The organism is Micromonospora radicis (genome assembly GCF_003583405.1).
In the GTDB taxonomy this organism is placed as follows: Bacteria; Actinomycetota; Actinomycetes; order Mycobacteriales; family Micromonosporaceae; genus Micromonospora; species Micromonospora radicis.
On sequence record NZ_QXEC01000012.1, the window covers coordinates 25433 to 40830 of the forward strand.

The 15398-nt window shown below is 71.0% G+C and carries 14 protein-coding genes; 2 read left to right on the plus strand and 12 right to left on the minus strand.

What is annotated here, in order from left to right; genetic code table 11:
- Positions 1-115: 115 nt before the first annotated feature.
- The 12 genes from D2L64_RS14255 to D2L64_RS14310 all read right to left on the minus strand — a co-directional run bounded on the left by D2L64_RS14255 (position 116) and on the right by D2L64_RS14310 (position 13548).
- The gene (locus D2L64_RS14255) at positions 116-3535 is read right to left on the minus strand and encodes a P-loop NTPase (protein ID WP_119576448.1); all 3420 of its coding nucleotides are present in this window, start codon (positions 3533-3535) and stop codon (positions 116-118) included.
- A 6-nt stretch (positions 3536-3541) separates the two neighbouring features.
- Complete coding sequence (locus tag D2L64_RS14260; RefSeq protein ID WP_119576451.1) at positions 3542-4225, minus strand: hypothetical protein; 684 nt, start codon at positions 4223-4225, stop codon at positions 3542-3544.
- 167 nt (positions 4226-4392) lie between these two features.
- On the minus strand, positions 4393-6972 hold the full coding sequence (gene pheT / locus D2L64_RS14265) for a phenylalanine--tRNA ligase subunit beta (RefSeq protein WP_119576454.1): 2580 nt from the start codon (positions 6970-6972) through the stop codon (positions 4393-4395).
- A 36-nt stretch (positions 6973-7008) separates the two neighbouring features.
- On the minus strand, positions 7009-8079 hold the full coding sequence (pheS, locus tag D2L64_RS14270) for a phenylalanine--tRNA ligase subunit alpha (RefSeq protein ID WP_119576457.1): 1071 nt from the start codon (positions 8077-8079) through the stop codon (positions 7009-7011).
- 240 nt (positions 8080-8319) lie between these two features.
- The gene (locus D2L64_RS14275) at positions 8320-9117 is read right to left on the minus strand and encodes a TrmH family RNA methyltransferase (RefSeq protein WP_119576818.1); all 798 of its coding nucleotides are present in this window, start codon (positions 9115-9117) and stop codon (positions 8320-8322) included.
- Positions 9118-9184: 67 nt separating this feature from the next.
- Positions 9185-9577 (minus strand): 50S ribosomal protein L20, encoded by a 393-nt coding sequence (gene rplT, locus D2L64_RS14280; protein WP_111244048.1) that lies wholly within the window; start codon positions 9575-9577, stop codon positions 9185-9187.
- Positions 9578-9610: 33 nt separating this feature from the next.
- The gene (gene rpmI / locus D2L64_RS14285) at positions 9611-9805 is read right to left on the minus strand and encodes a 50S ribosomal protein L35 (protein ID WP_119576460.1); all 195 of its coding nucleotides are present in this window, start codon (positions 9803-9805) and stop codon (positions 9611-9613) included.
- 20 nt (positions 9806-9825) lie between these two features.
- Positions 9826-10476: a translation initiation factor IF-3 gene (gene infC, locus D2L64_RS14290; protein WP_119576463.1), complete on the minus strand. Its 651-nt coding sequence runs from the start codon at positions 10474-10476 to the stop codon at positions 9826-9828.
- Positions 10477-10849: 373 nt separating this feature from the next.
- Positions 10850-11308 carry a PH domain-containing protein gene (locus D2L64_RS14295; protein WP_119576821.1) on the minus strand — a complete coding sequence of 153 codons (459 nt, stop codon included), beginning with the start codon at positions 11306-11308 and terminating at the stop codon, positions 10850-10852.
- A gap of 95 nt (positions 11309-11403) precedes the next feature.
- Entirely contained in the window at positions 11404-12399 is a 996-nt protein-coding gene (locus tag D2L64_RS14300) for a DMT family transporter (RefSeq protein ID WP_119576466.1), read from the minus strand.
- Positions 12396-13241: an ATP phosphoribosyltransferase gene (gene hisG / locus D2L64_RS14305; protein WP_119576469.1), complete on the minus strand. Its 846-nt coding sequence runs from the start codon at positions 13239-13241 to the stop codon at positions 12396-12398. The genes D2L64_RS14300 and hisG overlap by 4 nt, the downstream gene beginning before the upstream one ends.
- Positions 13242-13284: 43 nt before the next feature.
- A complete protein-coding gene (locus D2L64_RS14310) occupies positions 13285-13548 on the minus strand; it encodes a phosphoribosyl-ATP diphosphatase (RefSeq protein ID WP_013732805.1) in 264 nt (87 codons plus the stop codon).
- A 140-nt stretch (positions 13549-13688) separates the two neighbouring features.
- Between D2L64_RS14310 and D2L64_RS14315 the strand changes: the two genes are divergently transcribed.
- Positions 13689-14555 carry an ABC transporter substrate-binding protein gene (locus D2L64_RS14315; protein WP_119576824.1) on the plus strand — a complete coding sequence of 289 codons (867 nt, stop codon included), beginning with the start codon at positions 13689-13691 and terminating at the stop codon, positions 14553-14555.
- Entirely contained in the window at positions 14552-15397 is an 846-nt protein-coding gene (locus D2L64_RS14320) for an amino acid ABC transporter permease (RefSeq protein ID WP_233558952.1), read from the plus strand. Before D2L64_RS14315 ends, D2L64_RS14320 begins: the two co-directional genes overlap by 4 nt.
- Position 15398: the final 1 nt, after the last annotated feature.

Sequence of the window (15398 nt, forward strand, 5' to 3'; positions counted from 1 at the left end):
AGCGAAACACACCCTGCAAGTTCATGCAGACCACTGCATGAACTTGACGACATGCCTACCACCTCCACGTACTGCAAAGGCAGCCTGACGACACCGCCGATACGGCCGACACCACTCACAAGGGGATCGATCGATCCTCCTCGGCCTCCACCATCTTCTTCAGGGCAGGCGCACAATGGTCGGCGACCGAGCGGAACTGGGCGTTCAACTCGAGCAGCCGCCGCCCGACGCCGATCCAGTGCAGGATCCGGCGCGCGATGCCCTGCCGCTCGTCCATCGTGAAGAACGCGCCACGCTGCAACCACAGCGTTCCGTCCTGCACGATGGTGGTGAAGGTGTGCGGAGAGCGGTCGCCCTCCTGCGAGGCCACCCGTTCGAGCTCCCTGAACGCATCCACGGCCTCCGCATGGAGAGTCCCGTCCGCAGGGCGTTCGTTGGCCCGACGCAGGCACACCATCCCCCAGGTGGTCACGACCTTGAAGTGATCCAGACCACCCTCGCAACCCCGTGCGGTATCCAGGTAGGTCGCCGCCAGGTCGAGGTTCCGCTTCTCCAACTCGTACGAACCACACTGCAACCAGTAGTGAAAATCGTCCTTGAGATAGTCGTGCAGCTCGTTGTACACCTCGCGGACAGCCTTCACCGACAACCCCGACTTGATCATCACCCGATGGTTGATGAGTGCCACCATGGCGCGGCGGGTGGGATCGTTACGGTCCGTTATGCCAGCGCCCCGCTGGACATAGAACAGGAGCAACTGTTCGAAGAGCTGACGAAAATACGACTTGTCCGCACGGATCGACTTCTCCATCGCCTCGGCCACCACGCGGTGCCTCGTCCGGATGTGTCCGGACTCGCGCCGCACCAGCATCCGCCGGGAACTGATCAGGCCCTCGATGGCACGGTTGACGGCCAGATCGGGCAGACCGTCCGAGGCAATCTGAAGAAGCGCGTTCTGCGGAAGCGTCAGCGACCGGTCCTCGTACTGCAGTGCCTCGAACAGACACACCGTGGCGTAGATGTTCCGCTCCCGCTGGTCGAGCTGGCTGAACTCACTGTTCACCCGCTGCTCGAAACGGTAACCGGTGATCACCTCCACCATCGCCGCCATCAGATCCCGATCACAAACCCGGCGCAGCCGTTCCACCCTGGCTGCATGCAGCTTCACCTGCTTGAGCTTGCCCAGCTGGCGATAGGTGTCCAGGCGGTGCACCAACGCGTCCAGATCCTCGTCGGTCAACCGCAGCGGCGGGACCTTGGTCAGACCGGGAACCTCGTCGAGCAGATGCCCGCGAGTGCTCCGGATCGTCGCTGCCACAAGCACGTTGCCGCGACGACCGAGCCGAGTCATCAGTCGGGCGGCTTCGGCACCGAAGATGTCGACGTCGTCGATCATCACGGCATCCAGACCGAGGTCGATGCACTCTTCGAACACGTCCTGACTGGACTTGGTGGTGGCCCGGTCCACCCACCCCACCGCAAGGCCCTTCATGTACAGAGCCATCGCGAGCTGCATGAGCGTCGTCGACTTACCGGTGCCGGACCGGTCGTTGAGCACCAGCACGGGACGCTGCGACGCCGGCGCATCCGCCGCGTCCAACATGGCCGCCAACGTCGACAGCGACGCGGGGATCGCCTCCTTGACATCTCCCCAGGTTGGGTCGGTGCCCCGAAGATAGAGGGGATCGCCGTCGGGAGCCGCCTCCAACAGGGCGGAGACCATCTGCACCCCCGCGTTGCGGTCCTGGACGGCTCGCGCGCGGGCACGCAGCTGTATACCGCGACGGATCGGCTCACGGCTGGTGCCGAGCCGGTCCCGCGCCAACTCGGCCACCCCAGTCGGTAGTTGTGTGATCCCGGCACCGGCAAGCTTCCAGGAGACGACCGGATCGTCACCCGGCGCGATCGCGAACCTGGACGGCTGTCCCTTCGTCGGCCCGTGGTCCCCGACGAGCGCATTCAGGTACAACGACAGGTGTCGACTACCGATCTCTCTGGACACGAAGACCACCGGGTGCGTGATCAGGTCCGCCTTCATCTGGCGGAACCACCGGGCCCGGGATCCTCGCCCCCGGTCGTCGATGTCGAAGACCACGGGAGCGGTCGAGGTACCCGGGGCTATCCCGTTCATCGCCACCACCTCGAGCTGCGGACGGACGCTGCCCGGCGCGTCCCGATGCGCATCGACCACGACCACGTTCGCGTCGAGCTGCACGCGTGCGGCGATCGCCGCGAAGATGTTCGTACCGGTGCAGTCGTAGATGCGGTACCACGGCGCGAGCAGAAGACGCATGGCCGTCTTGTTCACCGCCGGACCGGTGTCGACCAGCATCCCCGCCACGGTCCGCCGGACCAGGGTCGAATCTGTCTGGCGCAGCCGGCTCATCACCTCGGCGAGTGCAACCCGCCCGTCTGTCTGAGCGGGAAGAGACTCCGCCAATGCTTCGAACAGGTCGTCAGGGCTCCCCAGCTCGGTTCCCCACTCGCCGCACGACTCTGGCTCGATGCCTGAAGTGACGACCAGGATCGCGTTACCGGTGGCGACGGCCTGATCAAGGTCTTCGAACAGAGCGGCCCGCTCCTCGGCGACCACTCGCGGCGACTTCTCGCCCTCGTGCGCGGCGGAGGAAGGTTCACCCTCCGACCGGGCCGCCTCCCGCGGCCCTGCCGACTCACCGGCGACCGGTGCCACCGCATCCAGACAGTGTCCCCGCTGGTCGGTCAGTCGGACCGTCCCGTCGCCGCCCCGACCCGCGATGAGCAGGCTGGCCCCCGATTGTGCAATGTTCCAGCCACCGCCCGCCGCTGATTCCGGGCGACCGGCGATCGGGAAAACCGGAACCGGAAGAGCCGGCGGGGGGTCAGTCGGGGGCAACGCCGCCACGAGCGCGAGCGCGTCTAGCGAAGGTCGCTGTTCCGAGTCGCCCAGAAGCATGGCCACCTGCTGCGGATGAAGGGTGGCGAGCTCCGCACCCGCATCGACGCTGAGCATCCGGAACGTGGTGTTGGCCACCGCAAGCCCGAGCCGTACCCCACCGGCATCGAGCACCACCGCGCCTTCGCCGGGGAGCATGCCGGCCTGCCAGCCCGACTCCGGTCGGTACCTCGCGTACCAACCGTTGAGGCGGGCGTAGCTGTCCCGGATGGCCTCCTCCAAATCGGGAGTCTCGTTCGCCCAGAAGCTCCCCTGCACCTGCGGCCACCAGTCGGTCAACGACCGCACGGTCACCAACGACGAGGACCGCGCCTGCCGGTCGAGCGAACCGGGGGCGGCCAGGACGACCGGCAGCTCCTGAAGCCCGGGTGCCTCGAAACATTCGTCCAGAATGCGGTCGATCAGCTCGGTCAGGGCCTCGAACTCGTTTCCGGACGCGGTCGTGGTCAGGTCGCCGACAAGGACGATGGCGTCGAGCGAACCGCCCTCCGCGTGCAGTCCCGCGACCACCCGCACGGCCGCCTCGGTGACGTCCGGAGCCGCTGTCAGGGCAGGTTCGCCGCGCAACAACAGGATCGCTGGTTCGTTCCCCAATGCCATACCCGGCTAGCCCTCCCTGGTCAGCGTCCCGGCCACCGCGCTTTGCGGAATCCGTAGGGTCGCCTGCTCACGCGGGCCGCAGCGAGGCACGGTCACCGCGACGTACTGGCCCGCCAACGTGGTCACGTCGATGTCACCTTCGAGGCGCTCCATCGGGGCGCCGCACAGCGAGGCGAGGAGTACCTGGCCCTCGGCGCTGAGGATGAGGACTCCGGGGCGTGCCTTGTCCGGTTCCACCATGAACAGCGCGGTGGCGAAGGTGAACACCGTGGCCATCAGCGCGATCACGGACACCCAATTCGCCCTGCCCTGTCGCCGATCGATCTGCAACGCCTCGCGGTCGGCACGCTTGAGGACTTCGTCGATGAGCGACCGGGCGTCGCGCGTCGCCCGCGCGGCATCAGGTCCTACCGGGACGGACGCGGCGATCGCGTGTACATAGAGAACGGCGGCAAGCAGCCACAGCCCCACGGAGACGCATCCGCCGGCACGGGTGATCAGCGCAGCATCCGCCAACGATGTCAGCGTGAAGGTCGCCACCAGTGCCCCGGCGAACACGGTGACCACCGACTGCGCCGCCTGTGCCCTGGTTCGGGCACCGCTGGCGCCACGAACCCGATCCGGATAGTAGGCCTGAACAACGGCCTCCTGGACCGCGCCCAGCAGCGGATCGGAGGACGGTTCCGGCATATGAAGAAGTCCCTCGTTGTTGATTACGAAGGACTGTAGGCGGCTGATCAGCCAGCGTGGCGAAAGTGTACAGAGGCCGACACCGCCCGGACCCAAGCATGCCCGACGGTCTGGCCAACAGGGCCCCTTCCTGCCTCAGGCGCAGGAAGGGGCCCTGTTGCAACCGCTCAGGAGCCGCGCAGGGTGGCGCCGAAGCGTTCGGCGGCGCGGGCCACCGCGGCATCGCGGGCGGCGACCGCCTCGTCGACGGTGAGGGTCCGGTCCGGCGCCCGGAAGGTGAGCTTGTAGGCCAGCGACTTGCGGCCGACGCCCAGCTGCTCCGAGGCGTACACGTCGAACAGGCGCACCGACTCCAGCAGTTCACCGGCGCCCTCGGTGAGGGCCTGCTGGACCGCCTGGGCGGGCACCGCGTCGTCGACCACCAGCGCCACGTCGATCAGCGCCGGCGGGAAGCCGGAGACCGCGGGGGCGGGCACCACCGGGGCCACCGGCAACGCCGACAGGTTCAGCTCCATGGCGCTGGTCCGCCTGGGCAGCTCCAACGCGGCCAGCACCGCCGGGTGCAGTTCACCGGCGTGACCGACCACCGTGCCGTCGACCAGCAACTGCGCGCAGCGGCCGGGGTGCCAGGGGGCGTACTCGGCGGCCCGCACCTCGACCCGGTCGGCGGGAATCCCGGCGGCGGCCAGGACGTCCCGACCCGCCTCCACCGCGTCCGCCCATCCGGCGGGCCGCCCGGCGCCCCACCAGCCGGCCGGCTCGATGTCGCCGGTCAGCACGACGGCGACGTGCCGGGGCTGGTCCGGGACCACCGCGTCGGCGGCGGCGAACTCGGCGTCGGTGGGCCGCCGGTCGACTCCCATCGCCGGTGGACTGCCCGCACCCGGACGGGGCTGGAAGACCAGTCCCATCTCGTAGAGCGCCAGATCCCGCAGCCCACGACCGAGGTTGCGCTTGACGATGCCGAGCAGCGGACCGAGCAGCGTGGTCCGCAGCAGCGGTTCCTCGTCCGACAGCGGGTTGGCCACCCGCACGGCCTGCCGGCGCGGGTCGTCGGCGGGCAGCCCGAGCTGGTCGGCGAACCCGGCGGAGACGAACGGGTGCGCCAGAACCTCGACCAGACCCCGCTCGGCCAGCGACCGGGACACCGCCCGATCCCGCCGCTGCTGCCAGGTCAGCCCCCGGCCGGGCGGCGCGGTCGGCAACAGCGACGGCACCTTCTCGTACCCGTCGAGGCGGACCACCTCCTCGACCAGGTCGGCCGGGTCGGTCAGGTCGGGACGCCAGGTCGGCGGGGTGACGCTCAGGACGTCCGGGGCACCGGCGGCGACACCCACCTCGCCCGGGTCCTCGGCCAGCCGATCGGTGCCCTCGGCGACGGTGCAGCCGATGTGCTCCAGCAGGGCGACCACCCGGGCCGGCGGGTACGCCACGCCGACCCGCCGGCTGGGCAGGTCGACCGGCAGCACCACCGGGGTACGCGGCGCGACGTGGTCGATGTCCAGCACCTCGTCGCCGGCGGTGCCGCCCGCGTACGAGGTGAGCAGCGCGACCGCCCGGTCCAGGGCGACCAGCGGCAGGGCCGGGTCGACACCCCGCTCCCAGCGCTTCGCCGCCTCGCTGAACAGCTTGTGCCGGCGCGCGGTCCGCCCGACCATCGCCGGATCCCAGTGCGCGGCCTCGAAGAGCACGTTGACGGTGCTGGGCAGGACCTCGCTGGTCTCCCCGCCCATCACCGCGGCGAGCGAGATCGGCAGGCCGTCGCCGTCACCCGCGAGGGGGTTGGGCAGGCCCGCGTCGCAGATGACCATGTCCTCGGGGGCGAGGGCGCGGGTCACCCCGTCGAGCGTGGTCAGCATCTCCCCCGGCACCGCCCGGCGGACCACCAGCGGCCCGGCGATACGGTCGGCGTCGAACGCGTGCATCGGCTGGCCGAGTTCGAGCATCACGTAGTTGGTGATGTCGACGGGCAGCGAGATGCTGCGGATGCCGGCGATGGTGAGTCGCTGCTGCATCCAGGCCGGCGTCTGCGCCGTCGGGTCGACGCCACGCACCATCCGGGCGGCGAACCGGTCACAGCCGACCGGGTCGCGCACCTCCACCGGGTACGCCGGGACGGCGGTGCCGGGTGTCGCGGCGGCCCGGCCCGGATCCTGGTAGCCGACGTCCAGGGCGTGCGCCAGTTCGCGGGCGAGCCCGCGCAGGGACATCTGGTAGCCCCGGTCGGGGGTGATCTCCACCTCGACCACGACGTCGTCGAGGCCGACCACGGGACGCGCGTCGTCGCCGGGCTTGGCGGCGACGTGCTCGGGCAGCACCAGGATGCCGGAGTGGTCGTCGCCCAGGCCCAGCTCCTTGGCCGAGCAGATCATCCCATGGGAGTTGCGCCCGTACGTCTTGCGGGCGCCGATGGCGAAGCCGCCCGGCAACACCCCGCCGGGCAGGATCACCACGACCCGGTCACCGGGGGCGAAGTTGCGCGCCCCGCAGACGATCTCCTGCGGCTCGCCGGTGCCGTTCGCGGCGCCCACGTCGACCCGGCAGAACCGGATCGGCTTCTTGAAGCCGGTCAGCTCCTCGATGTCGAGGACTTCGCCGACCACCAACTGTCCGGTGACCGTGGCGGACAGGTCCACGACGGACTCCACCTCGATGCCGAGCTCGACCAGGGACCGCTCCAGCTCACCGGCGGGCAGGTCGGCGGGGATGTCGACGTACTCCCGCAGCCAACTCAGAGAAACTCGCATGACTCGTTACCACCGTCTCCGTAACTCGCGCCCGCACTAAGCCCCGTGGCCGAACGCCCGGGTGAACCGGACGTCGCCCTCGACCATGTCCCGCATGTCGCCCACCCCGTGGCGGAACATCACGGTCCGGTCGATACCCATGCCGAAGGCGAACCCGGAGTAGACCTCCGGGTCGATGCCGCAGGCCCGCAGCACCCGCGGATTGACCATGCCGCAGCCGCCCCACTCGACCCACTGTGGGCCCTTGCGGTGCTCCGGGAACCACACGTCGAACTCCGCCGACGGCTCGGTGAACGGGAAGTAGTGCGGCCGGAAGCGTGTCTTCGCGCCCTCGCCGAACATCGCCCGGGCGAAGTGGTCGAGCGTGCCGCGCAGGTGGGCCATGGTGATGCCCTTGTCCACCACCAGGCCCTCGACCTGGTGGAAGACCGGGGAGTGGGTGGCGTCCAACTCGTCGGTGCGGTACACCCGGCCGGGCACGACCACGTAGATCGGCGGCTTACGGGTGAGCATGGTGCGGGCCTGCACCGGCGAGGTGTGGGTCCGCAGCACCAGCCCCGACTCCTCGGCGGGTGCGATGTGGAAGGTGTCCATCAGACCGCGGGCCGGGTGGTCGGCGGGGATGTTGAGCGCGTCGAAGTTGGTCCACTCCAACTCGACCTCGGGCCCCTCGGCCACCTCGTAACCCATCCCGATGAACAGGTCGCTGATCTGCTCCATCAGCACCGTGATCGGGTGCCGGGAGCCGCGCGGGCGCCGGTCGTAGGGCAGCGTCACGTCGACGCGCTCGGCGACCAGGACGCGCTGCGCCTGCTCGCGGTCCAGCACCTCGGCCCGGGCCGCGTAGGCCTGCTCGATGGCGCGGCGCGCCTCGTTGACCCGTTTGCCGGCGTCGGCCTTGGCGGCCGGCGGCAACGCGCCGATCTCCCGGCGGGCCAGCGAGACCGGGGAGCGGTCACCGAGGTGTGCCGGACGTACCGCGGCCAGCGCGTCGGGCTCGGCGGCGGCGTGGAACGCCCGCTCCGCCTCGGTCACGGCCTCGGCCAACACGGCCGGGTCGAGCAGGGCGACCTGTTTCGGGTCGTACGGATCGTTGCGGTAGGTCATGGCGTACGGGCACTCCTCACGGCGGCGCCGGCCCTCCCAGGCGGCGATGCGAGTCTACGGACGCGCGGCTGCGCCGCAGCCCGCCGGTAGGAGTTGCGCGGAGAGCAGGTCAGGCCCGCCGCCCGCCGGCACCGGCGGGCTGGCTAAACGAACGCCGTGACGCGTCCACCATGGGAGCCGTTCTCCTCGTGATCTGCAGCTGATCCGACAGCTGCACATGATCCTGCGCGTGACCTCACGTCAGCGCTGTGCTCTCGCCGAAGCGTACAGGCAGACCGCCGCGGCCGCAGCCAGGTTGAGGCTCTCCGCCTGCCCGTGCAGCGGCACCCGGACCCCGGCGTCGGCCACCTCGGCCAGTTCCCTGGGCAGGCCGTGCGCCTCGGAGCCGAACAGCCAGGCGGTGGGCACGGCCAGCCGGCCGGCGTCGGCCAACTCGTCGAGATCCTGCTCGCCGTGGCCGGTGGCGGCGAGCACGGTCAGGCCTGCGGCGCGGGCGGCGACGAGTACCGCGTCGGGGTCGCGGTGCCGGACCACGTCGACGTGGAACAGGCTGCCGGCCGACGAGCGGACACACTTGCCGTTGTACGGGTCGACCGCGTCACCGGCGAAGACCACCACGGTGGCGCCGGCCGCGTCGGCGGTGCGCAGCACGGTGCCGGCGTTGCCCGGATCGCGGATCCCGGCGAGCAGCGCGACCAGCCGCGGCCGGCGGGACAGCGCGGTCTCCAGCGGCACGTCGAGGTGCCGGCAGACGGCGACCAGGCCCTGCGGGGCGACGGTCTCGGCGAGCCCGGCGAGGGCCTCGTCGGTGACCTCGGAGACGGGTACGTCGGCCCCGGCGGCGGCCGCCGCCAGGTCGGCGTACCGGTCGAGCGCGTCGGGGGTGCCGAACAGCTCCACCACCGTGCGGGGGCGGGTGAGCGCCTCCCGGACCGCCTGCGGTCCTTCGACCAGGAAGCGTCTGGTGGCCTCGCGCTCGCGGCGACGTTGCAGCCGGCGGGCAGCGACCACCCGGGGGGTACGCGGCGTGAAGGGCATCATGTCCTCACCACACACGCGCGAGGCGCCCCCCGGTCGAGGGACGCCTCGCTGCGCTGTGCGGGGATCAGGCGGCCTGGGCCGCCGCGCCGCCGGTGCCCTCGGCCTGCACCGCGGCCCGGGCCAGCTCGACGATCGCCGCGAACGCGGCAGCGTCGTTGACGGCCAGGTCGGCCAGGATCTTGCGGTCGACCTCGATGCCGGCCAGGCGCAGGCCCTGGATCAGCCGGTTGTAGGTCATCCCGTTGGCGCGGGCACCCGCGTTGATCCGCTGGATCCACAGCTGCCGGAAGTCGCCCTTGCGGTCGCGACGGTCCCGGTAGGCGTACTGCATCGAGTGCAGCACCTGCTCCTTGGCCTTGCGGTACAGCCGGGAGCGCTGACCGCGGTAACCACTCGCGGTCTCCAGCAGGGTACGGCGCTTCTTCTGGGCGTTCACAGCCCGCTTGACGCGTGCCATCTCAACTCCTTCTTGGACTCAGTTTGGCGCGCGTCAGCGGCCGAGCAGCTTCTTGATGCGCTTGACGTCGGCCTTGGCCACCTCGACCACGCCCGTCAGCCGGCGGGTCCGAGTGGAGGACTTCTTCTCCAGCAGGTGACGCTTGTTGGCCTGCTCCTTCAGGAGCTTGCCCTTGCCGGTCACCCGGACCCGCTTACCCGTCCCCGTGTGGCTCTTCATCTTCGGCATGTGGAACGTCTTCTCCCCTGTTACTGGCCGCTGGTGTCAGCGGTCGTGCCGGTCTCGCCGGCTGCTGCGCTCTCACTGGTCACCGCAGACTCGGCGGCCACCGTGGCGGCGGGCTCCTCCGCGGTCCGCTCCCGAGGTCCACCACGGGAGGCCGTGGCGGCGACCGCGGAGGCCTTGACGGCCCGGTGCGGAGCGAGAACCATGATCATGTTTCGGCCGTCCTGCTTCGGAGCGGACTCGACGTATCCCAGTTCCGTGATCTCGGACTCGAGTCGACGCAGGAGCCGGTAACCCAACTCCGGGCGGCTCTGCTCGCGACCGCGGAACATGATCGTCACCTTGACCTTGTCGCCCGCCTTGAGGAACCGCACCACGTGACCCTTCTTGGTCTCGTAGTCGTGCGGATCGATCTTCGGCCGGAGCTTCATCTCCTTGATGACGGTCTGCTGCTGGTTACGCCGCGCTTCGCGCGCCTTCAGTGCGCTCTCGTACTTGAACTTGCCGAAGTCCATGAGCTTGCACACCGGCGGGCGCGCCATCGGCGCAACCTCGACCAGGTCCAGATCGACGTCCGCGGCCAGCTGAAGGGCGCGCTCCAGTGGGACGATGCCCACCTGCTCACCCTCGGGGCCGACCAGTCGGACCTCACGTGCCCGGATCTGCTCGTTCACGCGTGGTTCGACGCTGATGGGGCCTCCTCGAGTCGTTTCTTCATCGGTGGCCGACCCCCGCGGTTCCCGGTGGGAACCGACCCGGAAAGCAGAAGGCCCCGGCGCATGCCAGGGCCCGCTCGACCGGTCGGCACGATCACAGGATCGCGCATCCGGCACCGGGACGTGCCCGGAACCGGGGACCGGACCCGGCCACCGAAGTTGGCGACTCGGGTGGGAGCAGGCGCTCCACTTTCGTGACCACCCGCTGATGCGGGCAGCCTGGTCGACTTGACAACACTACACCCTCGGTATCCGGGCCCCCAAACCGGCACGCTCTCTCGCGTGTCCCGGGCTGGCGACGGCCCGAGACGGCCGTGCGAGCGGCCGGCGATCAGTGGCCGGCGGCGCGTTCGGCGAGGGTGGCCAGGTGCTCCTGGTGCAGCCGGCGCAGCGCCCGGACGCCGTCCACGGCGAGCTGCTTGTCGGCGGCCTGGAGGGCGACCATCGGCAGCAGGTCGTCGTCGTACAGCTCCAGCGCGGCCCACGGCGCGCCCCGGTCGAACCGGACACCCCGGACGACCTCCCAGGGCAGCTGGTACGAGCCGATGATGTTGCGGACCCGCACACCGTGGGCGTCCGCCTCCACCCGGGGGCGGGTGAACAGCAGGCAGCCCAGGGCGAAGAGCACACCGAGACCGATCATGGCGAACTGGTCGCCCCGCTGGAACGTGCCGTAGCCGTTGCCGGTCGGCCCGGTCAGCGTGGTGGCGACCGCCGAGAACAGGACCACCAACACCGCCGCCGACGACCAGCAGACCACCCGGATGCGCCGCGGCCGGAGCCGGACCAGCTCGCCGGTCACCGGCGCCCGGTCACCCGGATCGGCACCGGGGTGTGCTGCGTCACCCGGATCGGCACCGGGATGTGCTGCGTCCCGCCGCTCACTCATCGCACCAGTTTGCCATCCGCGCCCGGCCGGCCACCCGGCGCCACACGCACCTCGTCACCGGCGATCCGGGGTTCGGGAACCGACGGGCGCCGGGCGCGGCCGGCGACCAGCACCGCGAGCAGGGTGAGCAACGCGCCGGCCAGCACCGGCAGCCGGGCGCCCGGCCCGCCCGGCAGCAGCACGTCCAGCAGCAGCGCGCCCGCGAGCTGCCCACCGACGAGCGCCAGACCGGTACGCAGCACGCCGGCCGCGCGTACCCCCACCACCAGGCTGGCGACGATGCCGACACCGAGCAGGCCGCCGGTGTAGAGGTACCAGCCGTCGGGCCAGCGGATCGCCGGGCCGGTGAACGCCCCGGCCAACGCCGCGACGAGCAGCACCACGGGCGTACTGACGGCGAAGTTCACCGCGACCCCGGCGGCGGCCGAACCGGCCGCGGAGATCCGGGCGTTGAGCGCGGCCTGCAACGCGACGGCGATCCCGCCGGCCACGGCGAGCAGGAGCACCCCGACGGCCAGCTCGCCGACCGGCCGACCGGCCTGGGCCAGCGCCACCGCCGCCACCCCGAGCAGCGCGCCGGCCACCCGGGGCATGGTGAGCGGCAGCCGGCCCAGCGGGGCCAGGCCGGCCCGGTCCGACGCCAGCCCGCCGAGGCTGCTGCCGGCGACCTGGGCGATGGTGAACACCGCCACGCCCAGGACCGGCACGGCGTACGCGGCCAGCACCACGATGGCCGCCCCGCCCAGCCCGCCCAGGTACCACCACCAGGGCGCCCGGGCCTGACGCAGCGCGCGCAGCCCGGTCCGCATCGACGGCAGCACCGCCAGCCCGAGCAGGATCAGCAGGGTGCCGCCGAGGTTGTTGACGACCGCCCCGAGGGTGGCGTTGCCGACCTGCTGGCCGAGTTCGGCGTTGAGGGCGCCCTGCGCGGCGGAGGCGACGCCGCCGAGGGTGACCAGGGCGAGGGCGACCGCCGACGGCGGCGGTCTCACAGCCGGCAGGCGTGGATGTTGGTGACCAGGATCGCCCGGGCGCCCAGCTCGTAGAGTTCGTCCATGATCCGGTGGACGTCGTCGCGGAGCACCATGGCCTGCACCGCCACCCAACCCTCGCGGTGCAGCGGGGAGACCGTCGGCGACTCGATGCCCGGGGTCAGCGAGCTGGCCCGGTCCAGCAGGCCGGCCGGCACGTCGTAGGCGAGCATCACGTAGCGGCGGGCCACCAGCACCCCGTGCAGCCGGCGCAGCAACTGCTCGGCCTGCGGGTGGGGCTCCGCGCCGGCCCGGCGGACCAGCACCGCCGAGGACTGCAACAGGGGCTCGCCGAAGACCACCAGCCCGGCCTGCCGCAGGGTGGCGCCGGTCTCCACCACGTCGGCCACCACGTCGGCCACGCCGAGGCGGATGGCGTTCTCCACCGCGCCGTCGAGGCGGATCACGTCGGCCTTGATCCCCAGCTCGGTGAGGTGCCGCTCGACCAGGCCCGGGTACGCGGTGGCGATCCGGTGCCCGCCCAGCGCCCGTACGTCGTCGACGTCGTCGGGTCGGGCGGCGAAGCGGAAGGTGGCCCGACCGAAGTTCAGGTCGACCACCTCCTCGGCCGGCGCCCCCGAGTCGATCAGCAGGTCCCGCCCGGTGATGCCGACGTCCAGGTCACCGGAGCCGACGTAGGTGGCGATGTCCTTCGGCCGCAGGTAGAAGAACTCGATGTCGTTGGGCTGGTCGCGGCAGACCAGATCCTTCGGGTCGGTGCGCTGGCGGTAGCCCGCCTCGCGCAGCATCTCGGCGGCCGAGGAGGCCAGGGCGCCCTTGTTGGGTACGGCGACACGCAGCATGACGGAGTGCTCCTTCGATCGGTTTCGGGTCGACGGCGGGCACTCAGAGATGTCGGTAGACGTCCTTCAGCTCCAGGCCGCTGGCGAGCATCAGCACCTGCACCTGGTAGAGCAGCTGGGAGATCTCCTCGGCGGTGCGCTCCGGCCCCTCGTGCTCGGCGGCCATCCACGACTCGGCGGCCTCCTCGACCACCTTCTTGCCGATGAAGTGCACCCCCTTCTCCAGCGCGGCGACCGTGCCCGAGCCGGGGGTGCCGGCGGCGGCCTTGGCCTGCAGCTCGGCGAACAACTCCTCGAACGTCTTCACGGAATCGGATTCTCCCAGTCGCCCTCGGTCGCGGCACGCACGGGTCCGGTGCCGACCACTGGGCGGGCGGACCGGTATTTCCTACCAGCATGGTGGGACACCTCTTCGGTGGTCGCGGGGGTGGTCGTACGCTGTCCGCCATGGTCAGCACCCCACGCATCCTCACGCTCGCCACGGCCGGCGCGGTCCTGCTCGCCGTCGCCGCCTGCGCCCCGCAGGACGAACCCGCCCCCCAGCCCTCCGCCACCGGCCCCGCCGCGTGCGCGAAGGAGAACCTGCAGACCCGGACATCGGGCAAGCTCACCATCGCCACCGACGAGCCGGCGTACCAGCCGTGGTTCGTCGACGACAAGCCCGACAACGGCGAGGGCTTCGAGTCCGCGGTGGCGTACGCGGTGGCCGAGAAGCTCGGCTACGCCCGCGAGGACGTCGTCTGGACCCGGATCCGGTTCGACGCCGCCATCGCACCCGGGCCGAAGGACTTCGACTTCGACATCAACCAGTTCTCCATCACCGAGGAGCGCAAGCAGGCGGTCGACTTCTCCGCGCCCTACTACCTGGTGCGGCAGACCGTCATCGCGCTGAAGTCCTCCAAGATCGCCGGCAAGACCACGCTGGCCGACCTGAAGGACGCCAAGCTCGGCGCGCAGGTCGGCACGACCAGCTACCAGGCGATCACCGACGTGCTCGAGCCGACGGTGGAGCCGCAGGTCTACAACAGCAACGACGACGCCAAGAAGGCCCTGCAGAACGGCCAGCTCGACGGCCTGGTCGTCGACCTGCCCACCGCCTTCTACATCACCGCCGCGGAGATCGACGACGCGGTGATCGTCGGGCAGCTGCCGCAGGTGGGCACTCCCGAGGCGTTCGGCCTGCTGCTGGACAAGAACTCCCCGCTCACCGGCTGCGTCACCGGCGCGGTGGAGCAGCTCGCCGCCGACGGCGCGCTCAGGCAGCTGGAGCAGCAGTGGCTCGCCCAGGTCGCGGGAGCGCCGGAACTGTCGTGAGCACCACCGCGCACGTGCACTCGCCCGCGCAGCGGGCCCGCGAGGAGTACCGGCGCCGGCAGACCGTGCTGAGCGTGCTGATCGCCGCCGCCTCCACGGCGGCGGTCGGCACGCTGCTGGCCGTCGCCGTGACCGGGGCACCCGGCTGGGACCGGGTCCGCCAGTCGTTCCTCGACCCGCGGATCGCCCGGGACGCGCTGCCCCGGGTGCTGGACGGGCTCTGGCTCAACGTCCGGTTGCTGGTCTGCTGCGCGATCGGCGCCCTGCTGCTCGGACTGTTGATCGCGATCCTGCGGACCCTGCGCGGTCCGGTCTTCTTCCCCATCCGGGCCCTCGCGGCCGGCTACACGTACACCTTCCGCGGGCTGCCGTTGATCATCGTGCTGTACCTGCTCACCCTCGGTGTGCCCGGGCTGCGGTTGCAGGGCATGCCGTCGGTGCTGGTGCTGGGCGGGCTGGCGCTGGTGCTCACCTACAGCGGCTACCTGGCCGAGGTGTTCCGCGCCGGCATCGAGTCGGTGCATCCCAGCCAGCTCGCGGCGGCCCGCTCGCTGGGCCTGACCTACCGGCAGACCATGCGCCACGTGGTGCTGCCGCAGGCCGTACGCCGGGTGGCGCCGCCGCTGCTCAACGACGTGGTGGCGTTACAGAAGGACGTCGGCCTGGTCTCCCTGGCCGGGCCGATCGACGCGGTCCGGGCCGCGCAGATCGCCACCGCGCAGAGCTTCAACTACACGCCGTACATCGTGGCCGGGGTGCTCTTCGTCCTGCTCGCGATCCCGCTGATCGCCGTCACCGACCAGGTGACGCTGCGGGCGGCCCGACGACAGTCCGGAGGGTGAG

Bases quoted from the DNA above. Each gene is read 5' to 3' on its own strand.
- D2L64_RS14255 (WP_119576448.1), bottom strand. From the start codon at position 3,535: ATGGCATTGGGGAACGAACCAGCGATCCTGTTGTTGCGCGGCGAACCT.
- D2L64_RS14260 (WP_119576451.1), bottom strand. From the start codon at position 4,225: ATGCCGGAACCGTCCTCCGATCCGCTGCTGGGCGCGGTCCAGGAGGCC.
- pheT (WP_119576454.1), bottom strand. From the start codon at position 6,972: ATGCGAGTTTCTCTGAGTTGGCTGCGGGAGTACGTCGACATCCCCGCC.
- pheS (WP_119576457.1), bottom strand. From the start codon at position 8,079: ATGACCTACCGCAACGATCCGTACGACCCGAAACAGGTCGCCCTGCTC.
- D2L64_RS14275 (WP_119576818.1), bottom strand. From the start codon at position 9,117: ATGCCCTTCACGCCGCGTACCCCCCGGGTGGTCGCTGCCCGCCGGCTG.
- rplT (WP_111244048.1), bottom strand. From the start codon at position 9,577: ATGGCACGCGTCAAGCGGGCTGTGAACGCCCAGAAGAAGCGCCGTACC.
- rpmI (WP_119576460.1), bottom strand. From the start codon at position 9,805: ATGCCGAAGATGAAGAGCCACACGGGGACGGGTAAGCGGGTCCGGGTG.
- hisG (WP_119576469.1), bottom strand. From the start codon at position 13,241: ATGCTGCGTGTCGCCGTACCCAACAAGGGCGCCCTGGCCTCCTCGGCC.
- D2L64_RS14315 (WP_119576824.1), top strand. From the start codon at position 13,689: ATGGTCAGCACCCCACGCATCCTCACGCTCGCCACGGCCGGCGCGGTC.